This is a genomic window from Mycobacterium sp. NGS68 (assembly GCF_059812195.1).
The window spans coordinates 162,829-184,955 of record NZ_JCALCE010000007.1; the positions used below are offsets into that span (position 1 = coordinate 162,829).

At 69.1% G+C, this 22,127-nt stretch carries 16 protein-coding genes and 2 pseudogenes; 10 read left to right on the forward strand and 8 right to left on the reverse strand.

Features of this window, described 5'->3' with window-relative positions; genetic code table 11:
• Positions 1-56 precede the first annotated feature (56 nt).
• A complete protein-coding gene (hrpA, locus tag AC5Y5V_RS10780) occupies positions 57-3,980 on the reverse strand; it encodes an ATP-dependent RNA helicase HrpA (protein ID WP_499933966.1) in 3,924 nt (1,307 codons plus the stop codon).
• A 118-nt stretch (positions 3,981-4,098) separates the two neighbouring features.
• On the opposite strand from hrpA, the gene AC5Y5V_RS10785 reads away from it, so the two are divergent.
• On the forward strand, positions 4,099-5,556 hold the full coding sequence (locus tag AC5Y5V_RS10785; RefSeq protein WP_499933969.1) for an aldehyde dehydrogenase family protein: 1,458 nt from the start codon (positions 4,099-4,101) through the stop codon (positions 5,554-5,556).
• Between the two features lie 111 nt (positions 5,557-5,667).
• Positions 5,668-6,837, forward strand: coding sequence for a glycosyltransferase (locus AC5Y5V_RS10790; protein WP_499933973.1), 1,170 nt, complete (start codon positions 5,668-5,670; stop codon positions 6,835-6,837).
• Between the two features lie 3 nt (positions 6,838-6,840).
• Here AC5Y5V_RS10790 and AC5Y5V_RS10795 read toward each other — a convergent pair whose 3' ends face one another.
• Positions 6,841-8,424: a PecA family PE domain-processing aspartic protease gene (locus AC5Y5V_RS10795; protein ID WP_499933975.1), complete on the reverse strand. Its 1,584-nt coding sequence runs from the start codon at positions 8,422-8,424 to the stop codon at positions 6,841-6,843.
• Positions 8,425-8,592: 168 nt separating this feature from the next.
• Between AC5Y5V_RS10795 and AC5Y5V_RS10800 the strand changes: the two genes are divergently transcribed.
• A complete protein-coding gene (locus tag AC5Y5V_RS10800) occupies positions 8,593-9,246 on the forward strand; it encodes a cutinase family protein (RefSeq protein ID WP_499933977.1) in 654 nt (217 codons plus the stop codon).
• 30 nt (positions 9,247-9,276) lie between these two features.
• On the opposite strand, the gene AC5Y5V_RS10805 is transcribed toward AC5Y5V_RS10800, so the two are convergent.
• Positions 9,277-10,176 carry a DMT family transporter gene (locus tag AC5Y5V_RS10805; protein WP_499933981.1) on the reverse strand — a complete coding sequence of 300 codons (900 nt, stop codon included), beginning with the start codon at positions 10,174-10,176 and terminating at the stop codon, positions 9,277-9,279.
• A 115-nt stretch (positions 10,177-10,291) separates the two neighbouring features.
• Between AC5Y5V_RS10805 and AC5Y5V_RS10810 the strand changes: the two are divergent.
• From AC5Y5V_RS10810 to AC5Y5V_RS10820, 3 genes and pseudogenes are all read left to right on the forward strand, one after another.
• A pseudogene (locus AC5Y5V_RS10810) lies at positions 10,292-11,104 on the forward strand (serine/threonine-protein kinase); the annotation flags it as partial.
• Positions 11,105-11,730: 626 nt separating this feature from the next.
• Positions 11,731-12,705 carry a D-2-hydroxyacid dehydrogenase family protein gene (locus AC5Y5V_RS10815; RefSeq protein WP_499933984.1) on the forward strand — a complete coding sequence of 325 codons (975 nt, stop codon included), beginning with the start codon at positions 11,731-11,733 and terminating at the stop codon, positions 12,703-12,705.
• A 30-nt stretch (positions 12,706-12,735) separates the two neighbouring features.
• Positions 12,736-13,284 (forward strand): thioredoxin family protein, encoded by a 549-nt coding sequence (locus AC5Y5V_RS10820; RefSeq protein WP_499933988.1) that lies wholly within the window; start codon positions 12,736-12,738, stop codon positions 13,282-13,284.
• A 5-nt stretch (positions 13,285-13,289) separates the two neighbouring features.
• Here the strand turns inward: AC5Y5V_RS10820 and AC5Y5V_RS10825 are convergent, their stop codons facing one another.
• The 4 genes from AC5Y5V_RS10825 to AC5Y5V_RS10840 all read right to left on the reverse strand — a co-directional run bounded on the left by AC5Y5V_RS10825 (position 13,290) and on the right by AC5Y5V_RS10840 (position 16,249).
• Positions 13,290-13,568 (reverse strand): hypothetical protein, encoded by a 279-nt coding sequence (locus AC5Y5V_RS10825; protein WP_499933992.1) that lies wholly within the window; start codon positions 13,566-13,568, stop codon positions 13,290-13,292.
• A gap of 65 nt (positions 13,569-13,633) precedes the next feature.
• The gene (locus AC5Y5V_RS10830; protein WP_499933995.1) at positions 13,634-14,026 is read right to left on the reverse strand and encodes a PPOX class F420-dependent oxidoreductase; all 393 of its coding nucleotides are present in this window, start codon (positions 14,024-14,026) and stop codon (positions 13,634-13,636) included.
• A 10-nt stretch (positions 14,027-14,036) separates the two neighbouring features.
• Positions 14,037-14,744: a C39 family peptidase gene (locus tag AC5Y5V_RS10835; protein WP_499933998.1), complete on the reverse strand. Its 708-nt coding sequence runs from the start codon at positions 14,742-14,744 to the stop codon at positions 14,037-14,039.
• Between the two features lie 92 nt (positions 14,745-14,836).
• Entirely contained in the window at positions 14,837-16,249 is a 1,413-nt protein-coding gene (locus AC5Y5V_RS10840) for a PPE family protein, SVP subgroup (protein ID WP_499934001.1), read from the reverse strand.
• Between the two features lie 319 nt (positions 16,250-16,568).
• On the opposite strand from AC5Y5V_RS10840, the gene AC5Y5V_RS10845 reads away from it, so the two are divergent.
• Complete coding sequence (locus tag AC5Y5V_RS10845; RefSeq protein ID WP_499934005.1) at positions 16,569-17,297, forward strand: DUF899 domain-containing protein; 729 nt, start codon at positions 16,569-16,571, stop codon at positions 17,295-17,297.
• A gap of 29 nt (positions 17,298-17,326) precedes the next feature.
• Positions 17,327-18,397 (forward strand): class I SAM-dependent methyltransferase, encoded by a 1,071-nt coding sequence (locus tag AC5Y5V_RS10850; protein WP_499934007.1) that lies wholly within the window; start codon positions 17,327-17,329, stop codon positions 18,395-18,397.
• A 4-nt stretch (positions 18,398-18,401) separates the two neighbouring features.
• On the opposite strand, the pseudogene AC5Y5V_RS10855 reads toward AC5Y5V_RS10850, so the two are convergent.
• Positions 18,402-19,249, reverse strand: a pseudogene (locus AC5Y5V_RS10855) (hypothetical protein).
• A 151-nt stretch (positions 19,250-19,400) separates the two neighbouring features.
• Between AC5Y5V_RS10855 and AC5Y5V_RS10860 the strand changes: the two are divergent.
• Positions 19,401-19,853 (forward strand): Fur family transcriptional regulator, encoded by a 453-nt coding sequence (locus tag AC5Y5V_RS10860; RefSeq protein ID WP_499934012.1) that lies wholly within the window; start codon positions 19,401-19,403, stop codon positions 19,851-19,853.
• A gap of 33 nt (positions 19,854-19,886) precedes the next feature.
• Positions 19,887-22,127 carry a catalase/peroxidase HPI gene (katG, locus tag AC5Y5V_RS10865; RefSeq protein ID WP_499934014.1) on the forward strand — a complete coding sequence of 747 codons (2,241 nt, stop codon included), beginning with the start codon at positions 19,887-19,889 and terminating at the stop codon, positions 22,125-22,127.

Here is a 22,127-nt window from a genome sequence, read left to right on the forward strand (position 1 = left end):
TGGTACCGATCCCGCAACGATTTTATTGTACGTGTGTACCTGAAATTCTGACGAGGTCAGAAACTGTCGCGCACGGCGTCGATCGCCCGGTTTATCCGCTGTTCGCTCACCGGCCGCGGCGTGCCGAGCTGCTGGGCCCACAGGCTGACCCGAAGCTCTTCGATTTGCCTGGCGATGTCGCGCACGTCGGCGGCCGCCGCCCGTTGGCCGGACAGTTCGCGGACCAACTCGTCGTAGGCGGCCTGCACGACGTGCACGCGCCGCATCCGCTCGCGGTCCCCCTCGATCGCGTGGGGCAGCCGGTCAAGGCGGCGGCCGATCGCGGTCAGGTAGCGGGCCAGGTCGGCGAGTTGCGCGCGCCCGGTGGCGGCGACGAACCCGGGCGGCAGCAGTCGCTCCAGCTGAGCGCGGACGTCGGCGATCGCGTCGAGTTGCGCGGGTGGCGCCTGGGCGGGGAGCAGCAGCGCCACCTCCTGCGCGGCGGCCAGCACCCGCTCGACGCGGCGCACGATGTCCACGGTGGTCGACACGAGCGCGGCCGCCACGCGGTCGCGCAGCGCGGCAAACCCGTCGCGCGTCCACACCGGCTCGGGCGCCAGGGCGTCCACGGCGGCATCGGCGCAGTCGTCGAGCAACGCCGCCAGGGAGCCATCGGGGTTCGCGCTCAGCGCCAGACGATCGCGCGGATCCAGCTGGCGTTCAACGGCTTTGACCGGTGAAGCCACGCTGAGCCGGAGCAGCCGGCGCAGGCCCGGCCCCAGCGCCGCGGCCTGCTCGGCGGGCGTGGCGAGCACGCGCACCTCGACGGTCGGACCCGCGGCTGAAACCGTTTCGACAAACGCGGGATATCCGCGCACGGCGCGCCCGGCCACGGCGCGCTCGACCACCTGCGGCAGTTCGTCGAGGTCGTCGGGCCAGGTGCGCAGGTCGTCGCGTTCCAGGTCAGCGCCGACCGCGTCGGCGACCGCGCGCCGAGCCGGCCCGGCCATCCGCTGCTGCAGCGCCCGCAGGTCCTTGCCGCGGGCGACCTCGGTGCCCTCCGGGGTCTCGACGGTGAACGTCACCCGCAGGTGCGGCGGCAGCTTGTCCAGATCGAAGGCGTCGACCGGCACCACGACGCCCGTGCGGCGGCGCAATTCGCGCCGCAGGCTCTCCAGCAGCGGGCCGCGGGACGGGTCCAGGCCGGCCAGCACCGCACGCGCGGTGTCGGGGGCCGGAACGAAGTTGCGGCGCAACTCCTTCGGCAGCGAACGGATGAGCGCGGTCACCAGCTCTTCGCGCAACGCCGGTACCTGCCAGGCGAATTCGTCACCGTCGAGCCGGGCGAGCACGTCGACCGGCACGTGCACGGTGACGCCGTCGTCGGTCGCGCCGGGTTCGAACCGGTAGGTCAGCGGCAGCGCGGCGGCGCGCGCATCCCACGTGTCCGGGCGATCGGCGTCGGCGGTGGGCGCGGTGCGCAGCAGGTCGTCGCGGGTGAACGTCAGCAGGTCCGGCGTGCGGTGCCGCTGCCTCTTCCACCACGCGTCGAAGTGCCGCGCGGAGACGACGTCGGCGGGGACGCGGGCGTCATACCAGGCGTAGATGTCGTCGTCGCCGACCAGCAGGTCGCGACGACGGGCGCGCTCCTCGAGCTCCTCGACCTCCGCCCGCAGCCGCGCATTGTCGCGGAAAAAGTGGTGGCGGGTCTGCCAGTCGCCCTCCACCAACGCGTGCCGGATGAACAATTCGCGCGCCCCGGCGGCGTCGACCCCCGCGTAGCCCACGCGTCGGCGCGCAACCAGCGGCAGGCCGTACAGGGTCACCCGCTCGTAGGCCAGCACCTCGCCGCGCCCGGCGTCCCAGTGCGGCTCGCTGTGCGTGCGCTGCACGAGGTCGCCCGCGACGCGTTCGACGACGTCGGGCTGGGTGCGGGCGGCGGTGCGCCCGTACAGCCGGCTGGTCTCGACCAGTTCCGCCACGACCACCCAGCGCGGCGGGCGTTTGGTGAGCACCGAGCCCGGGGCGAGGACAAACCGCGAGTTCCGCGCGCCCAGATACTCGCGCGAATCCTCCCTGCGCATGCCGACATGGGAGAGCAACCCGGCGAGCAGCGCGGCGTGGATGCGGGCCGGGTCGTCGGACCGGCTTTCGGCAATCCCCAGGTCGCGGGCGATGCTGCGCAGCTGCCCGACCAGGTCCTGCCACTCGCGGATGCGCAGGTAGTGCAGGAACTCGTTGCGGCACATCCGCCGGAAAGCGTTGCCGGACAGTTCCTTCCGCTGCTGACGCAGGTAGCGCCAGAGGTTCAGGTAGGACATGAAGTCAGAGTGTTCGTCGGCGAAGCGGGCGTGCTTCTGGCGGGCGGCCTCTTCGCGATCGGTGGGCCGCTCCCGCGGGTCGGGGATCGTCAGGGCCGCCGCCAGCACCAGCATCTCCCCCACGCATCCCTCGGTGTCGGCCTGCAGGATCATGCGGCCCAGCCTCGGGTCGACGGGCAGCCGCGCGAGGCGGCGGCCGAGGTCGGTGATCGCGCCGTGCGGATCGAATGCGCCGAGCTCGACCAGCAGCTGCACGCCGTCGCGCACGCTGCGCCGGTCCGGCGGGTCGAGGAAGCCGAAGTTCTCGATGTCGCCGAGCTGCAGCGCCGCCATCTGCAGGAGCACCGAGGCGAGGTTGGTCCGCAGTATCTCCGGTTCGGTATAGCGCGGGCGCGCGGCGAAGTCCTGCTCGGAGTACAGGCGGATGCACACGCCGGGCGCCACCCGGCCGCAGCGGCCGGCGCGCTGGGCGGCCGACGCCTGCGAGATCGGTTCGATCGGCAACCGCTGCACCTTCAGCCTGCGGCTGTAGCGCGAAATCCGGGCGTTGCCCGGGTCCACGACATAGCGGATCCCGGGCACGGTCAACGACGTCTCGGCGACGTTGGTCGAAAGCACGACGCGGCGACCGGTGTGCGGGGCGAACACCTTGTGCTGCTCGGCGGTCGGCAGCCGGGCGTACAGCGGAAGCACTTCGGTGTGTTTCAGATCAGCCAGAGCTTCAGCGGTGTCGCGGATTTCGCGTTCGCCGGAGAGGAACACCAGGACGTCGCCGGGCGGTTCCGCTGCCAGCTCGTGGATCGCGTCGACGATCGCCTCGACCTCGTCGCGGGTCTGGGTGCGCACGATCTCGTGGTCGGGGTCGTCCGGATCCTCCTCGGCGCCAGGTAAAACCGGCATCTCCAACGGTCGGTATCGAACCTCCACCGGATAGGTCCGTCCGGACACCTCGATCACCGGAGCCCCGCCGAAGTGCGCGGCGAAGCGCTGCGGTTCGATCGTCGCCGACGTGATGATCAGCTTCAGCTCGGGCCGACGCGGCAGCAACTCGCGCAGGTACCCGAGCAGGAAGTCGACGTTCAGGCTGCGCTCGTGGGCCTCGTCGAGGATCAGGGTGTCATAGCGCAGCAGCCGCCGGTCGCGCTGGATCTCGGCGAGCAGAATGCCGTCGGTCATCAGCTTGACCAGGGTGCGGTCGGAGACCTGATCGGTGAACCGGACCGCGTAGCCGACGGCATCGCCGAGCGGGCTGTGCACCTCGTCGGCGATGCGCTGGGCGACTGTCCGTGCCGCCAGCCGCCGCGGTTGGGTGTGCCCGATCATCCCGCGGACGCCCCGGCCCTGTCCAAGGTCGCGGTCGAGGCAGATCTTCGGCAGCTGCGTGGTCTTTCCCGAACCGGTTTCGCCGGCGACGACGATCACTTGGTGCGCGCGCACCGCGTCGGCGATCTCCTGCCGCCGCGCGCTGATCGGCAGGTCGGGGTAGGCGATCGCCGCCGGAACGGCGGCCCGTCGGGTGGCCACGAGGGCCTCGGCGCGCTCGATCTGCTCGGTGAGATGTGCCAGCCTGTCGGGCTTCGCGCCGCGCAGGTTCTTCAGGCGCCTAGCGAGGCGAGCCGCGTCACGGATCGTCAGGCCGTCCAGGCGTCTGCGCAGCTCAGCGACGGAAGGTTCGGCCACTCCACAGAGGATAAGGGCAGGATCTGCGTCCTCCCGTCGGCTCGGCGCCGAGGGCTGTAGACACCGCCAGGTTAAGCGCGTAACTTCGGCCTCGGATTCGGGGTGAAAAGGAGATGCCATGACGGTGCAGTCGGTGCTCGACGAGGTGCGGGAACGGCCCGGTACCGGTGACGTGATCCCGGTCATCAACCCCTCCACCGAGGAGCAGATCACCGAGTTCACCGACTGCGGAATCGACGCCGTCAACGACGCGGTCGCCCGCGCAAAGGCGTCTGCCGAGTCCGGGGTGTGGTCGGGTGTGCCGGACTACGACCGCGCGAAGGTGCTGTGGCGGGTCGCCGACCTGATCGACGAGAACGCCGAACTGCTCGCCGAACTCGAAATGCTCAACGCCGGAATGTATCCGGCTCAGGCGCGGATGCAGGTCAAGGTCGGCGGCGAGTGGTTCCGCTACTACGCGGGCTGGTGCACCAAGATCGACGGCATCGCCCGCGACGTGAACACCGGCGGCCTCACCGGCATCGACTCGCACATGCACGCCTACACGTTGCGGGAGCCCTACGGTGTGGTGGGGCTGATCTTCCCGTGGAACGGCCCGGTGTTCAACTTCTGCGCCAAGCTCGCGCCGTCGCTGGCCGCGGGGTGCAGCAGCGTCGTCAAACCCGCTGAGGAGACGCCACTTACGGCTTTGGTGCTGATGAGAATCCTGGCCGAGGCCGGGGTGCCCGACGGCGTCGTCAACTTGGTGAACGGGTACGGCCACACCGTCGGCGCGGCCATCACCGCACACCCCGACGTCGAGAAGGTCGCGTTCACCGGTTCGACGGAGGTCGGCCGGGCGATCGTGCACGCGGCGGGCGACAGCAACCTGAAGAAGGTGACGCTGGAACTCGGCGGCAAGTCCCCCGTGCTGATCTTCGACGACGCCAGCCTGCGCAAGGCCATGACCCTGGCGGCGTTCGGCGCCTTCGTGCACTCCGGACAGGCCTGCGTGTGCGGGTCGCGCATCTTCGCGCAGCGCGGCGTGTACGAGCAAGTGGTGGAAGGGATTGCCGGGATCGCGAACACGCTCAAGCTCGGCGGCCCGCAGGAAGAGGGCGCCATGAGCGGCCCGTTGATCAGCCAGAAGCAGCTCACCCGCGTGCTGGGCTACCTCGAGCAGGGCAAGTCCGACGGCGCCGAGTTCGTCGCCGGAGGCCACCGCCTGGACCGCAAGGGTTATTTCGTCCATCCCACGGTGGCCACCAACGTCGACCCCGACTCGAGCCGGCTGTTCCAGGAGGAGATCTTCGGGCCGGTCGTCACCATCCTGCCGTTCGACGACGAGGACGAGGCCGTCGCGCTGGCCAACAACAGCACCTATGGGCTGGCCGCCACCGCCTGGACCAAGGACCTCGGCCGCGCGCACCGCATCGCCAAGCGACTCAAGGCCGGAACCGTGGGGTTGAACTGCCAGATGCAGTACGACCACTCCATGCCCTTCGGCGGCTACAAGCAGTCCGGCTGGGGCCACGAATCGGGCAAGGCCGGCATCGAGATCTACCTGCAGGACAAGATCGTCTGGGCGCAGATGTAGCGCCTAGCGCTTCGGCCCGTGACCGCGGCTCTTGCCGCCGCACCCCACCTACGCGTTGCTCACTAAGCTGTTGACTTCGCAGAGGGTGCTGTCACGGGGAGGGTGTCGTCGATGAGGGTCGTGCTCGCCGCCTACGGGAGCCGCGGCGACGTCGAGCCGTGCGCCGCCGTCGGCCGCGAGCTGCTGAGGCGCGGTCACGACGTGTGCATGGCGGTACCGCCCAACATGGTTGGCTTCGTCGAGTCGGCGGGCCTGGCCGCGGTCGCCTACGGACCGGACTCGCGGGAAGAGATGAATCCGGCCGCGGATGTGGTGACCGGCGTGTCGACCGGACGCCGGAATCTGGTCAGCGCGCTCACCGAGGTCACCGAACGGGTCAGCCGCGTCAAGGCGGACAAGACCGCCACGCTGGCGAGCCTGGCCGACGGCGCCGACCTGCTGGTTGCGGGCTTCAACGAGCGCGGACTGGCCGCCAATGTGGCCGAGCGCCAAGGGATTCCGCTGGCGGTGCTGCACTTCTTCCCGGAACGGTTGTGGGCGTCGGGGGCTCTTTACGCGGGCATCACCAAGCAGACCGACGACGCCCAACGCGCGGCCCTTGGTCTGCCGGCGGAATCCGGCGCCTCGCCCCCGCTGCAGATCCAGGCCTACGACGAGCTTTGCCTGCCCGGCCCGGCCGCGCAGTGGGCGGAACCGGGTGAGCCGCGGCCGTCCGTCGGCGCGCTGACGCTGGAGCTGCCCGCCGACGCCGACGACGACGTCCTGTCCTGGATGGCCGACGGCACACCGCCGATCTACTTCGGATTCGGCAGCACGCCGCTGGGCTCCCCTGCCGAGACCGTCGCCGTGCTCGCCGCGGCCTGCACGCAGCTCGGCGAGCGGGCGCTGATCTGCGGCGGCCCCAACGACGTCGGCGACGTGCCGGCTTACGACCACGTGAAGGTTGTCGACGCGGTGAACCACGCGGCCGTCTTTCCGGTCTGCCGCGCGGTCGTTCATCACGGCGGCGCGGGTGTCACCGCCGCGGGCCTGCGGGCCGGAGTGCCCACGCTGATCCTGTGGCTCTGGCTCGACCAGCCGATGTGGGCCGACGGCGTCACCCGGCTGGAAGCCGGTGCGGGACGGGCCTTTTCGGAATCCACGCTGGACACGTTGGTCGCGGACCTGCGCCGCGTGCTGGATCCGCAATGCGTCGCGAGGGCCCGCGAGGTCGCCGCGCGGATGACCAAGCCCGCCGACAGCGTCGCGCGCGCCGCCGACCTGCTGGAGGCATTGGTCTGAGCGTCAGTTGTTGAAGATCGTCTGCCCGGTGCCGGAAGGGCTGTTGTTGATGTAGATCTGGTTCTGCGCGAACGGCGCATTCCCCGTGTTCATCAGGCCGTCCGAGATGATCGTCGGGGCGTTCGTGCTGTCCACCACTGTCGTGTAGAGCGGCGTAGTGGCGGTCTGGCTGGCGTAGACGGAAATGGTCTTGCCCGTCAGATCTCCGCCCGCCACCGAGGACGGCATAGTGCCGTACACCCCACCCGAGTCGATGATCGAGGAAACGGCCACCCGCGTCGCGCCGTGATCGGTGGATACCCACAGGGTGGTGATTGGTGATCCGGTCAGCGTGGCGGCGGGGGTCGTGACGGGGTTGTCACCGAAGATCATGTGCCCACCGTTCTGATCGATGAGCGTGCCGTGGCTCAGGTTGCCGGGCAGCGCGTAGGTGGGATTGGTGGTGCTCGGGCCCGTCGCGTTCGGCCCGATACCGATGATGCTCGCCGCGCCGTTGCCGGCCATGAACGAGGCGAAGGTGGTCGGGAAGGAGAAGAAGACGACATTGACGTCGGTGGGTCCGCTGACGATGCCGCTGCCGAAGTCCACCGTGGTGTGGAACGTGGCGTAGGCATAGACCAGGCCGCCGCTGTAGGCGCCGGTGCCGATGTGGGTGGGCAACCCCAGGTGTTGCCAGCCGATTTCGCGCAGCGGGATCACCAGGCCGTTCGATCCGGTGTCGACCAGCGCCGTCGTCGTCGGGCCGCCGTTCACCGAGAGGTTGATGACCGGCTCGGTGACGTTGTAGACGCTCAGATCGATGGTCGCGCTGTCCGGTGCGCCAGTGCCGGCCGTGCCATTGCTGCCCCACAGCCAGCCGCCGTGGCCGCCCGCGCCGCCGAAGTTGCCAACGGCGTTGCCACCCGTGCCGCCCTTGCCGAACAGGCCCGCCGAGCCGCCCACTCCGCCCTGTCCGCCCAGTACGCTCGGTGACGAGACCGGCCCCGCATCCCCGCCGTTGCCGCCGTTGCCGAGCAACCACCCGCCGCGACCTCCGGCGCCGCCGAACTTGTCGGTACCGCCGGTGCCGCCGGTTCCGCCGTTGCCGATGAGTCCGGCGTCGCCGCCGTTTCCGCCGGCTTGCGGCCCACCCGTCTGCGAATAGCCGTCGCCGCCGTTGCCGAACAGCAGCCCGCCGTCGCCGCCGTTCGGGTTCGCGGCCGTCCCGTGGGTGCCATCGCCGATCAGCTGGCGGCCGAACAGCGCCTCGGTGGGCGCATTGATGACGGCGAGCAGCTCCTGCTGCACGCTGGCCAGGGGCGTCGCGCTGGCCAACTCGGTCGCCAGATACGACCCTGCCCCCGAGGTCAGCAACTGGGCAAACTGCCGCTCAAAGGTGCTGGCCTGGACGCTGAGCGCCTGGAATTCCTGACCGTAGCCGGCAAACAGCGACGCCACCGCCGTCGAGACATCGTCGGCGCCGGCGGCGAGCAGCCCGGTGGTGGGGCCGTTGGCCGCCGCGCGCGCCGAATTCAACGCCGAACGGATGTTCTCCAAATCCGCCGCGGCCGACTCCAACAGGTCAGGAGCCACGACCAGAAGTGACACGGCGCTCCCCTCAGCGTCAATCACCGATCAATGTGGGCCTAAGCGTATCGGGACGCCGTCGGCAACATCGCCGTTTTAACGCACCTGTCACCTCGTGATTTTGCGGGCGGGTCGCGCCGACGACCGCCCCCGGCGGCGCGGCCGCCGGGGATGTGTCAGCATTTGGGCATGATTCAACGCAGTTCGGCCCGCATCATGGGCATCCTGGCGGTGACGACGTGCGCGCTCACGAGCGTTGCCGTCCTCAGTCCCGTCGCATCCGCTGACCCCTGCTCCGACGTTGCGGTGGTATTCGCCCGGGGCACCCATCAGGAACCCGGCCTCGGCAACATCGGGCAGGCGTTCGTCGACTCGCTGACCGCGCAGGCCGGCGGACGTTCCGTGGACGTCTACGCGGTCAACTACCCGGCCAACGACGACTACCACAACAGCGCGACGGCCGGCGCCGAGGACGCGAGCGCGCACATCCAGAACACGGTCGCCACCTGCCCCAACACCAAGCTGGTGCTGGGCGGCTACTCCCAGGGCGCCACGGTGATCAACCTGGCCAGCACGCAGATGGCCCCGGCGGTGGCCAGTCACGTTGCCGCGGTGGCCCAATTCGGCGAGCCGACCAGCAACTTCTCCAGCATGTTGTGGGGTGGCGGTCCGCTGCCGACGATCAGCCCGGCGTACAACGGAAAGACCATCAGCCTGTGCGCCCCCGATGACCCGATCTGCTCGGGCGGCGGCAACATCATCGCCCACGTCTCCTACATCGAGGACGGGATGACGAACCAGGCGGCGACGTTCGCGGCCGGCAAACTCGGTCCGGCGCGCTAAGTTCCCCCGGCGAGCAGACGTAAAGGCACCCTAAACCAGCGGTTTTTGGGTGCTTTTGCGTCTGCTCGGCTCAACGGGTTCCGGCGCCTGATCGCGGGCCAGCGCGGTGGTGGCCACGACCATCGCCGCGACGGCGACCACGAGGATCAGCGCTTCCGGTCCGCTGGCCGCCAGGTGTTCGCCGAGCACGATCACCCCGAGAAGCACCGCGACGACGGGTTCGCCGACCAGCATGATCGGCACCGACGTCTGCAGGGCGCCCGCGTGAAACGCGGACTGCTGCACCACGGTCACCGTCACCGCCAACGCGACCAGTAGATACGGCGCGGGGACCGAGAGCAGGCCATGCCATCCGCCAATACCGAAGCGGTGCGTGCAGATCTTGGTCAGGACGGCGATCATGCCGAGCAGCACCGCCACCGCGACCCCGAGGAGCATCGCGCGCACGCGGCCGATGGAGCGATGCGCGGCAACGACGCAACCGATCACCAGCGGCGCCGTGATCATCAACGCGATGGTCCACGCCGGTATCGGTGGCCGGTCATTGCCCTCGTGAGGCCGCCCGACCAGGACGAAAATCGCCAGCCCGGCCGTCAGCAGCACGGCCCACCCCCAGTCGGCCCAGCTGACGCGATGTCCCGCAACCCGTGCGCTCAACGGCAGAGCGAACAGCAGCGCCGACACCAGCAGCGGCTGGACCAGCAACAGCGATCCATGCGCCAGCGCCACGGCCTGAAACACGTAACCCGCGATGGCGGCGATGGTGCCCGCCCACCACAACGGCTGGCGAACCAGGGTGGTGGCCATCGTGACGGACAGCGCCTCGTCGCCGGGAACCTGCTGCGCGGCGCGCTGCCGAACGACGATGCCGACCGCGGCCCAGAATGCGGCAAGCAGACCCGACAAGATCGCAACCGCGTGTTCCGTCACCCACCGCACCGTCGGGAACATACCCCGGATGTCGCGGCGACTAACTCGGGCGTCGTCAGCCGTCGGGCATAAGGTGGCGATGTCGATCTGCTGAATGCGGAGGCGAGGAGGAGGCGTGGAGGGGGTCCCGTTCGGGCGCTACCGCCTGCTGACGCTGCTGGGTCGCGGCGGGATGGGTGAGGTGTGGCGTGCCTACGACACCGAGACCGAGCGTGTGGTGGCGGTGAAGGTGCTGTTGCCGCAGTTGTCCGACAATTCGTCGTTCGAGCAGCGGTTCCGCCGCGAGGCCTACACCGCGGCGGCCCTCAGCGAGCCACACGTGGTGCCGATCCACAACTTCGGCGAGATCGACGGCCGCCTGTACGTCGACATGCGGCTCATCGAGGGCCGCGACCTGCAGTCGCTGCTGACCCAAGGGCCACTGAGCCCGGCACGCGCGGTGACGATCGTCGAACAGGTCGCCGCGGCGCTGCGGGCCGCCCACGCCGCCGGCCTCGTCCACCGTGACGTCAAACCGTCGAACATTCTCATCACCGTCGACGATTTCGCCTACCTGATCGATTTCGGGATCGCCCGCACCGCCGATCAGACCGGCCTGACCACCAGCGGCAGCGTGCTCGGCACCTGGGCCTATATGGCGCCGGAGCGATTCGGCACCGAAGCGGTGGACTGGCGCTCCGATATCTACGCGCTGGCCTGCGTCCTCTACGAGTGCCTGACCGGCGCCCGGCCCTTCCCCGGCGACAGCATCGAGCAGCAGGTCGCCGGGCATCTGACGGCGCCGCCGCCGCGCCCGTCGACCGTCACCTCGCTGGCATCGCCAGCGTTGGACGCGGTGATCGCCAAGGGCATGGCGAAAAATCCGGCCGACCGCTACCAATCCGCCACCGACCTGGCCCAGGCTGCCCGCGCCGCGCTCACGGCGCCCTATGCCCTACCGCCTCCCGTCGTGCCCGATTACCCACGGTTCAACGGCCCCGCCGCGCCCGCGCCCTGGATGCCGGCGCCCACACAGCAGCGGGGGCATCTGTTCGGCCGTCGCGCGTTGGCGATGCTGGCCGTGCCGACCGTCCTGCTGATCGCGGCCGTCGTGTTCGCGGTGATGACGGTGCGGCCCTACCTCGCCGACCGGGCGGAGGCGGACGCGAAATCCGCCGTCGTCCACGACGCCACGCAAGCGATCACCGCGTTGTGGACCTATACGCCCGAGGACATGGACGGCTTGGCCGGGCGCTCCGGTCAGTACCTGGCCGGCGACTTCAAGGACAAATACACGAAGTATCTTGATTCGCTCCTGCAGCCGAGCAAGCAGGCCAAGGTCAGCAGCAAGACGGAGGTCGTCGGGGCGGGCGTCGAGTCGCTCGCCGGCTCGGAGGCCAACGTGCTGGTCTATGTCAACATGACCACCACCTCGCTCCTGACCGGGAACACGCCCTCGGTCAAGTACCTGTCCTACCGAATGACCATGCAGAAGAGCGGTTCTCGGTGGCTGGTGTCGAAGATGACCACCGTCACCGCCCTGGACCTGACACCCACGAAGCCGGCAGGACCCAAGTGACGCCGAAAGTGGCGGTGCTCGACGACTACGCCGGCGTGGCCCTCGACCTCGCGGACTGGTCACCGGTGCTGCAGCGTACCCGCGTCACGGTTTTCGACCGGCACCTGTCCGAAGCGGAAGCCGCGGACGTGTTGCGGCCCTTCGACGTGGTCTGCACGCTGCGTGAGCGGATGGCCTTCCCGCGCACGCTGATCGAGCGGCTGCCGAACCTGAAACTGATCACCATCGTCGGCAGGAGCCTGCCGAACCTGGACCTGGCCGCGGCGAGCGAGCGCGGCGTCCTGGTCGCCCACTCGGATTTCACCCATCCCCGGTTCCGCTCCGTGCGCGACGCCACCCCGGAACTGGCCTGGGGATTGATGATCGCGACGGTGCGCAATCTCGCCGAAGAGCACCGCCTCATGCGCGACGGCGCATGGCAGACGACGACGGGCATGACGCTGTCGGGCAAGACGCTTGGACTCCTCGGTCTGGGCCGGGTCGGCACCCGGATGGCCGTCTACGCCAACGCCTTTGGCATGGACACCATTGCGTGGAGCCAGAACCTGACTGAGGAGGCCGCCGCCGCGGCCGGTGCCCGCCGGGTCGAGAAGGCGACGTTGTTCGCAGAAGCCGACGTGGTCTCCATCCACCTGGTGCTCTCGGAGCGCACCCGGTCTCTGGTGGCCGCCCCCGAGTTGGCCCTGATGAAACCGAATGCCTACTTGATCAACACGTCCCGCGGCCCGATCCTGGACGAATCCGCGCTGATCGACGCGCTGCGGGGCGGGCGCATCGGCGGGGCCGGGCTCGACGTCTTCGACACCGAGCCGCTTCCCGCCGACCATCCGCTGCGACACCTGCCGAACGTGACGCTGTCGCCGCACCTGGGCTTTGTCACCCGCGAGATGCTCGGCGCGTTCTACGCGGACACCGTCGATGCCGTGGTGGCCTGGCTCGACGGCTCCCCGGTTCGGATCGCGAACCCCTGACCGGCGCTGAGCGTCGGTACGCTGGCGCACATGGCCATTGAGTCGACAATGCTCGCCCTCGGTACCCGCGCGCCGTCGTTCACCCTGCCCGAGCCGGCCACGGGCCGCGCGGTCAGCCTCGACGAACTCACCGGGCCGGCGCTCGTCGTCACCTTCATCTGCAACCACTGTCCGTACGTCCAGCACGTCGCCGCCGGGCTCGCCGCACTCGGCCGCGACCTGGCCGCCCAGGGCGTCCCGATGGTCGCCATCTCGAGCAACGACGTCGTCACCTACCCGCAGGACGGACCGGACCAGATGGTGGCCGAGTCCGCCCGCCAGGGCTGGACGTTCCCGTACCTCTACGACGAGACCCAGGACGTCGCGCGGGCGTACTCCGCGGCGTGCACTCCCGACACCTTTGTGTTCGACGGCGAGCGTCGCCTCGTCTACCGCGGGCAGCTCGACGATTCGCGACCCAAGAACGAACTACCGGTGACCGGCGCCGACGTGCGGGCCGCGGTCGACGCGGTGCTCGCCGGACAGCCGGTCGACGCCGACCAACGGCCGTCGATCGGCTGCGGCATCAAATGGCGCTGAGCCGGTCAGCCGTGCGGCGCCTCTGAGATCTTGCTGTCCGGCTTCCCGAGCGTTTGGCACCACGTCTGCGCCGACATGCGGGTCAGGGAGACCTCCGCGCTGTTGGGTTCGGTGCCGCTCTTGTCCTTCAGCATCTTGCTGATTTCTTCGTTCTGCTTCTTCTCGTCCTGCGAAGTGAAGTCCTTGCACTTGGTGTCGCCACCGGTGTTGACGACCTGTGAGGCCGAACATCCGCTGAACAGCAGCGCGGCGACCGCGATCGTGGCAGGAACAACTGGCCTCATCGTTCTCCTTAGTGAATTGGGGGTAGATATGTCTTACACCGGACCACCCGGTTCCAAACAGCCCGTTAGCCCGCGTCGGACAGCGTAATCCGCAGGGCGAAGCGTGGCTTGCGGCCTCGCGCCGCGATGGTTTCGATCAGCGTCACGACCCGAAACGACAACCGGTACTTGCGCCTGATCAGCGCTTCCGTGCGCGCCACGATCGCCGGATCGGTGAGGACCTCGGCGATGCCGTCGACGACGGGCCGGCCCGCCCGCACCTTGCCCGTGCGGCCGCAAGCGGCCAGCCGCACGCGGTGATCGTGCCGCAGTCGCTTGACCTTCCAGGCGTCGGCGGGCGTCCACGCCCACAGCTGGTCGCGGTCGCGGACGATCCACATCGGCGCGGCGACGGGTTCCCCGTTCCGCTTGAACGTCGTCAACGACACGAACTTCTCCTGGCCCAGGTCTGCGTCCACAGCTTCGGTCTTACCCTGCGCGCGCCGCGGTGACGACGATGGACTCCTGCCCGGTCTTCCACGCCTTCAGGAAGGTGGCGATGCTGACCTGCTCGTCGGCATGGTCGGCGGCTGGGTCGTTGAGGTGGACGATCTCCCTGTTGGTGTCGATGCCGGTGACCACCAGGAAGTGGTCGGCCTTGCTGCGCTGGTCGCTGGTGTCCCAGATGACCGCCGAATTCACCCAGGCGATGATCTTGCGGTCGCCGGACAGGTAGCGCTCCAGGGCGGGTAGCCCGGTTTCCTCGGGGTGCGCCGCATAGGTCATCACCGACTTGACGCCGTAGTGGTCGAGCAGCACGACCTCGTCGGCCATCTCGATGCCGCCGCCCCCGTTGGTGTAGATCGGTCCGGGGTTGGTTCCCGACGGGATCTTCTCCGCGAGCGCGATGATCTGCCGTTCCGTCGGCGCGTGCCCGGTGATTTCGCCGACCACGTCGGCCACCGACACCAGCCCGCAGTTGTCCTCGAGGGATTGCTGCTGCCAGTACCTGGCGGCCGCACGCGGGTCGCCGTACACGCCGGACGCGCCGGCCGAGGTCGTCGACGTGTCCGGGGACGCCGTCGCGGACGGCTGGTAGCCACAGCCCGAAACGAGGGTGACGATGATGACCAGGGCCGCGCCGAGGCACGCGGCCGCCACCGCAGTGCGCTTCGAGGCGCTCCGGAAACTGAACATGCTGGCCCGTCAACACGCGTCCGAGAGTCGAACAGCGTGCAAAAACTAGCACCCCGGACGACGGCTCCGGCAGACTTTGGCCAAACGGACGGTCAGTGCGGCAGCAGGAGCTGTTTCTGTTCGTTGAATTCCTCGTCGGTGAGGATTCCCGCGTCGCGCAGGGACGCCAGTTCACGCAACTCGGCGGCGATGCTGGTGATCGGGCCGCCCGCGGGAACCGGCGGAGCCGCCGTCGGCTCGGCGTTTTCCTTCGGCTCCTGTGGATCCGGCGTCTCGCGGCCAGGCTCACGCGGCTCTCCCGGCTTGTGCGTCGCCGCGCCGACCCGCTCCCGGCGGCCGGTGCCGCTACCCGCGCCGCCGGTGCCGACGGTGCCGGCCATCGCCCGCCCGGCCATGCCGGCCAGGGCCATCTGACTGAACATGCTGCCGACCCCGGAGCCCTCCGCGGCGGCAGCGGCGTTAACCGCCGGCAACGCCAGCGCCATGGGGCGAACTTCCGGGGCCGCCGAGACCCAGCCGCGCGGCACCGCCAACCCGCCGATCATCTTCGCCTCGCCCATGCCCGCCGCCACCGGCGAGCCCAGGTTCGTGATCACCGGGAACGGCGTCGGCGGCACCGGCGCCGAGCCCGGCCAAGTCTCGATGCCCGCCCAGCCGCTGACGATGTCGTCGGTGTGGACACCGATCAAGTAGCCGGCGATGTCGTAGGGCAGGGCCGTTATGCCCACGAAGGAGTCGACAGCGAGTCCCGACACGCTGGCCGGTGGGTCGATAAAGATGCCGGCCAGGTCCGCCACCAGGTCCAGCAGCTGCAGCGGGGTCAGCGCGTCGGCTGCGGCGGACGGGGCGGCCAGGGTGTTCAGGGCGCTGGGCACCGCGGAGAACGCCTGCTGCACGGACGACACCGCGCTTTGCACGTTGCCCGCGTCGGTACCCGCCGCCTGAGCGACCGCGGCGGATTGCGCCGCCTGTCCGCCAGGGTTGGTGGTCGACGAAGGTTCGCTGAACGGCGTGAGCGTCGCCGCGGCCGCCGAGGATCCGGCATACCCGAACATCGCCGAGGAATCCTGGGCCCACATCTCCGAATACAGGGCCTCGGTGGCCGCGATGGCCGGGGTGTTCTGCCCGAAGATATTCGTTGCGACCAGGGTCATCAGCAGCGCGCGGTTCGCCGCGATCACCGGCGGCGGCACCGTCTCGGCGAACACCGTCTCGTACGCGACCGCCGCCGCATGGGCCTGTGTGGCGGCCTCTTCGGCCTGCGTGGCGGAGGTCCTTGCCCATTCCACGTACGGGTAGGCCGCGGCGGCCATCGCTGCTGCTGACGGGCCTATCCAAGGCCCCGCGGTCAGGCTCGTGACCACGGACTGGTACGCGCTCGCCGTGGAATACAGATCGGCCGCGAGCGTCTCCCACGCGGTCGCGGCGGCTAACAAGGACCCCGCACCGGGGCCGGTATAGATACGCGCAGAGTTGACCTCGGGTGGCACTAGCGCGAAGTCCACGACGGCTCCTCCAATTGGTTTGACGGCCCCCAGCGCGGCTTCGGCGACGGCGTACGGCACGGTGCGGCCACGGTCTGCCAGCAAACGATCCTAGTGATTATATGAATACGATATGTCGTGGCGGTAACTGTTAGCCAAAAAGCCGTGCACCGACTATACGAGTGTCGGGGGCTTATGCCCAGCGGCAACTATTTCTGTGGGTTGCTACGTGCCGGGGCCGCACCGCGAATGCCCAGGCCGCGAGCGCTCGCCGGTGATTTCCGCGCACGCTACGAGTCCATGACTATGAGATCGGACACATCGAGCGAAGGCGGACCCAATGCCCCCCACTTCCCCAAGGCCCCCTAAGGCCCCCTCCTTCAAGGCTGAAGCCCTGCCGCCCGTCGCGGATGCCCAGACCTGGCGGGCAGCGCTCGACGACCTGCGCCAGCGGGAGAAGGCCGCCACCCGCGAGCTGGACGCGATCGCCGCCCAGCGCCGGCGCCTGCCGATGGTGGAGCTGCCCGACTACACCCTGATCGGGCCTGCCGGCCCGGTCAGCCTGGCCGACGTGTTCGACGGCCGTGCGCAACTGATCGTCTACCACCACATGTGGACGGACGGCGCGGAGTGGCAGTGCGCCGGGTGCACCGGCTTCACGTCGCAGTTCACTCGGCTGGACTTCCTGGACAACTACGACGCGCGCTTCGTCATCGTGACCAACGGACCGATCGACGAGGCGCTGGCCTACCAGCGCAAGGTGGGCAACCGGATGCCCTGGTACTCGTCGTCGCAGAGCCCCTTCTCCGCCGACATGGACGCACCACCCGGCGGGGGCTTCGCGGTCAACGTCTTCCTGCGCGACGGCGACACGGTGTACCGCACGTGGCACACCAGTGGGCGCGGCACCGAGCAGCTCAGCCACTCGTTCGCGCTCATCGACATCTTGCCGTGGGGGCGCCAGGAGGAGTGGCTCGATTCGCCCGACGGGTGGCCGTCGCGGCCCACCTACTCGGGTTGGCTGGGTTCGCCCGAAATCGCCGCCGCATACGGCCCCGGGGACACGTGAGGGCACCGCGGGTCGTGTAGAAGGGTCTGATGGACGATCCGCCCGTGCAGTCTTTCGATCCGGAGACGCTGCGGGCGGCCATGGCCCGGCGGCTGTATCGCCGATCGGTGGCCGGCGGGCAGATCACGCTGCCGGCCGTTCCGAGCATGATCGACGAGTACGTCCGGCTGTGCGACAACCTGTTTGCCGCCGTGGGCGTGCGGTACTCCCCCGAAGAATTCGCTCAGCTGAAGACGGTGCTGGCGGGCGAGTTGGCGAAGGCCTACGGGGATTCGTCGCGGTCCAACATCGTCATTTCCTTCCACGCCCCCTTCGGGATCGGCATGAATTACCGCGTCACCACCGAGTCGCTCAGCGTCGGGGGCGCCTACGACCAGTGGGTGTCCACCCGCGAGGGGGCGCTGTTCGGCAGCGAGCCCGACGCGCGGGTGTGGGCGCTCTCCGCCGAGATCACCGATCCCGCAAGCTATCCCGTGCTCGACATCGGCGCGGGAACCGGACGCAACACCCTGGCTCTGGCGCGCCGCGGCCACCCGGTCGACGCCGTCGAGATGGCCTCCAAATTCGCCGACATCATTCGCTCGGAGGCGAAGCGGGAATCGCTGGACGTGCGCGTCTTCCACGGCGACGTCTTCGAGACCATGGACGGCGTCCGCGACGACTACCAGCTGATCGTGGCCTCCGAGGTGGTGCCCGACTTCCGCACGACGCAGGAGCTGCGCGGGGTGCTGGAGCTCGCTGCCGACTGCCTTGCCCCCGGCGGGTACCTGGTGCTCAACATCTTCCTGGCGCGCCCCGGCTACACCCCCGACGACGCCGCGCGCGAACTAGGCCAGCAGTGCAACTCCATGATCTTCACCCGCGACGAACTGGCCGCCGCGGCGGCGTCGCTGCCGCTCGAGTTGGTGTCCGACGACTCCGTCGTCGAGTACGAGCAGGCGCATCTGCCAGACGGCGCCTGGCCGCCGACGAACTGGTTCCCGGGGTGGGCCCGCGGGCTGGATGTGTTCGACGTCGAGCCCGAGGAATCCCCGATCGAATTGCGTTGGCTGGTCTACCGGAAGCGACCGGGGCCTGACGACGGCACAGCCGGACAGTGACGTGCTATGCCCGTCTGAGCTGCGCTTTCGCTTCCCGCAACGATTCCGCGGCGGCTCGGCTGTCCTGTCGCGCTGCGTCGTATCGGCGTTCGGCACCGGCGAACTCGCGCTCGGCCTGACGCAGGCTCGTCCTTGCCTCGTCCAGGCGCTTTCGGGCTGCGCTGCATGCGGCTTCGCGCTCGGATAGCACGTCGTCAGTTGCCGCCTGGGCGCGCTCGGCGGCGGCCACGGCCGCCTTCAAGGTTTCCAGCTGCTGGCGCGCGGCCTCGGCCTTCCGCTCGGTTGACCTGTCGGTTGGCCGCCGCGTCTGCTTTCGCTTGGTTGTCGTCTTCGCGGCGCGCCCGCTCCCGGACGCCGATCCCGACGCCGATCCCGACACGGGAGCCGCATCGCCGAGCGCGCCGAATCCCGACCACCGCTCGGCCTTGGCCAATCGGCCCAGTCTCTCCGTGACGTCGGGGTCGGCAATCGCGGCCTGCAGCGTGCCGGTCACCGCGTCGCGCATCGCCGCCGGCGGGTTCTCGATGTCGGCGGCCGCGAAGGCGGCGCGAGTGAGTTCGTTGATGAGTCTGTGCTGTTCGGCGGACAGATCGCGAACTGCGGCACCGTCCATCGACGCGTGGGCGGCGCGCAGGCGATCCCCCAGGTCGTCAGCCGCTGCTTGGTGTCGCTGTTCCGAAGTTCGAGCCGGTTGACCACCCAGGCCGCGGTGGTCGGCTTGCGCGCGGCGGAAATGGCCTTGGCGGCGGCAGCGTCGCCGCGCTCCTTGGCGATCGCGGCCAATTTGGTGCGTTGCGCTGTGAACGCGTCCGGTGGCACCCAGTACAGCGAGTCGAATTCGTCGTCGGCCATGACGTCATGATCTCTCGCCGGCAGGCGCTGACGTGTGCGCCGCACGAGGCCCACCTCGACGGGGATGTGCGGCCGAGACCGGTCGGCGGACCCTGGCTCTGACGGGTTCGCCAAAAGTCTTGACTCGTTCCAGAAAGGTGACCATATTGAGGTGGTGTCCACGGCGGATTACACCGAGCAACTGCGGTCGGCAGATCTGCGGGTGACCCGGCCCAGGCTCGCCGTGCTCGCAGCCGTGAACGCTCATCCGCACGCCGACACCGAGACCATCTTCTCGGCGGTAAGGGCTGCCCTTCCCGATGTCTCCCGCCAGGCCGTGTACGACGTGCTCAATGCCTTCACCGCGGTGGGCCTGGTTCGTCGGATCCAGCCGACGGGTCTGGTCGCCCGATACGAGTCCCGGGTCGGCGACAACCACCACCACCTGGTATGCCGTTCCTGCGGGGTCATCGCCGACATCGACTGTGCCGTCGGCGAAGCGCCGTGCCTTACGCCGTTCGACGAAAACAACGTTCTGGACGGCTTCGTCCTCGACGAGGCCGAAGTCATCTACTGGGGCTTGTGCCCCGACTGCTCGACAGCCGTTTCCCGATCACAGCCGTGATCACAGCCCACATCACCAACCGGAAGGAATGCTGTGTCATCCGAAACCTCCGATAGCCGCCCACCCCAGGCCGACACGAATACGGCCAGCAAGAGCGAGAGCGAAAACCCGGCGATCCCGTCCCCCACGCCGAAGTCAGACGCGCCGCGGACCAACCAGGACTGGTGGCCCAACCAGATCGACGTGTCTAGACTTCACCCGCACTCGCCGCAGGCCAACCCGCTGGGCGACAACTTCGACTACGCCGCGGAATTCGCGAAGCTCGACGTCGAGGCGCTCAAGGCCGATCTGGTCTCGGTGATGACCACCTCGCAGGACTGGTGGCCCGCCGACTACGGCCACTACGGCGGCTTTTTCATCCGGATGAGCTGGCACGCCGCCGGCACCTACCGCATTTTCGACGGCCGCGGCGGGGGTGGCCAGGGCCTGCAGCGGTTCGCTCCGCTCAACAGCTGGCCGGACAACGCCAGCCTGGACAAGGCGCGCCGACTGCTCTGGCCGGTCAAGAAGAAGCACGGCAACAAGATCTCCTGGGCGGACCTGCTGGTCTTCGCCGGCAACGTGGCGCTGGAGTCGATGGGCTTCAAGACCTTCGGCTTCGGCTTCGGCCGCGAGGACGTGTGGGAGCCCGAAGAGGTCCTGTTCGGTGAAGAGGACGAATGGTTGGGCACCAACAAGCGCTACTCGGGCAAGCGCGACCTCGCGCAGCCCTACGGCGCGACCACGATGGGCCTGATCTACGTGAACCCCGAAGGCCCCGAGGGTAAGCCGGACCCGATTGCCGCGGCGCACGACATCCGGGAGACGTTCGGCCGCATGGCCATGAACGACGAGGAGACCGCGGCCCTGATCGTCGGCGGCCACAGCTTCGGCAAGACGCACGGCGCCGGTGACGCCGATCTCGTCGGACCCGAGCCCGAGGCCGCCCCGATCGAGCAGCAGGGGCTGGGCTGGAAGAGCTCCTACGGCAGCGGCGTGGGCGAAGACGCCATCACCAGCGGTCTGGAGGTGGTCTGGACGCCCACCCCGACCAAGTGGGACAACAGCTTCTTGGAGACGCTGTACGGCTACGAGTGGGAGCTGACCAAAAGCCCGGCCGGCGCGTGGCAGTTCACCGCGAAGGACGGCGCCGGGGCGGGCACCATCCCCGACCCGTTCGGTGGACCGGGGCGCGCCCCGACGATGCTGGTCACCGACGTCTCGCTGCGCGAGGACCCCATCTACCGGGAGATCACGTCCCGCTGGCTGAAGAACCCCGAGGAGCTGTCCGAGGCGTTCGCGAAGGCGTGGTACAAGCTGCTGCACCGTGACTTGGGCCCGATCTCGCGTTACCTGGGTCCCTGGGTCGCCGAACCGCAGCTGTGGCAGGACCCGGTTCCGGCCGTCGACCACCCGCTGGTCGACGAGCAGGACGTCGCCGCCCTGAAGAGCAAGGTGCTCGAATCCGGGCTGTCGGTGCCGCAGCTGGTCAAGACCGCATGGTCGTCGGCGGGCAGCTACCGCAACACCGACAAGCGTGGTGGCGCCAACGGGGCGCGGATCCGCCTCGAGCCGCAGAAGAGCTGGGAGGTCAACGAGCCCGCCGAGCTGGAGAAGGTGCTGACGGTCCTGGAAGGAATCCAGCAGGACTTCAACGGCTCCGCCTCCGGCGGCAAGAAGCTCTCGCTGGCCGACCTGATCGTGCTGGCGGGCTCGGCGGCGGTGGAGAAGGCCGCGAAGGACGCGGGCCACGCGGTCACGGTGCCGTTCACGCCCGGCCGTACCGACGCGACGCAGGAGGACACCGACGTGGAGTCGTTCGCGGTCCTCGAACCGCGGGCCGACGGGTTCCGCAACTACGCGCGTCCCGGCGAGAAGGCTCCGCTCGAGCAGATGCTGCTGGAACGGGCCTACCTGCTGGGCGTGACCGGGCCGGAGCTGACGGTGCTCATCGGCGGCCTACGTGCCCTGGGGGCCAATCATGGCGGCAGCAAGCACGGCGTATTCACCGACAAGGTCGGCACGTTGACCAACGACTTCTTCGTCAACCTGCTCGACATGGGCACCGAGTGGAAGGCGTCGGGGACCGCGGAGAACGTCTACGAGGGCACCGACCGCGCGTCGGGCGCCGCGAAGTGGACCGCGACCGCGAATGACCTGGTGTTCGGCTCGAATTCGGTGCTCCGCGCACTCGTCGAGGTGTACGCGCAGGACGACAACCAGGCGAAGTTCATCGAGGACTTCGTCGCCGCCTGGGTCAAGGTGATGAACAACGACCGATTCGATCTGACCTAG

Bases quoted from the DNA above. Each gene is read 5' to 3' on its own strand.
- AC5Y5V_RS10785 (WP_499933969.1), top strand. From the start codon at position 4,099: ATGACGGTGCAGTCGGTGCTCGACGAGGTGCGGGAACGGCCCGGTACC.
- AC5Y5V_RS10790 (WP_499933973.1), top strand. From the start codon at position 5,668: ATGAGGGTCGTGCTCGCCGCCTACGGGAGCCGCGGCGACGTCGAGCCG.
- AC5Y5V_RS10825 (WP_499933992.1), bottom strand. From the start codon at position 13,568: ATGAGGCCAGTTGTTCCTGCCACGATCGCGGTCGCCGCGCTGCTGTTC.
- AC5Y5V_RS10850 (WP_499934007.1), top strand. From the start codon at position 17,327: ATGGACGATCCGCCCGTGCAGTCTTTCGATCCGGAGACGCTGCGGGCG.
- AC5Y5V_RS10835 (WP_499933998.1), bottom strand. From the start codon at position 14,744: ATGTTCAGTTTCCGGAGCGCCTCGAAGCGCACTGCGGTGGCGGCCGCG.
- AC5Y5V_RS10800 (WP_499933977.1), top strand. From the start codon at position 8,593: ATGATTCAACGCAGTTCGGCCCGCATCATGGGCATCCTGGCGGTGACG.
- AC5Y5V_RS10820 (WP_499933988.1), top strand. From the start codon at position 12,736: ATGGCCATTGAGTCGACAATGCTCGCCCTCGGTACCCGCGCGCCGTCG.
- AC5Y5V_RS10845 (WP_499934005.1), top strand. From the start codon at position 16,569: ATGCCCCCCACTTCCCCAAGGCCCCCTAAGGCCCCCTCCTTCAAGGCT.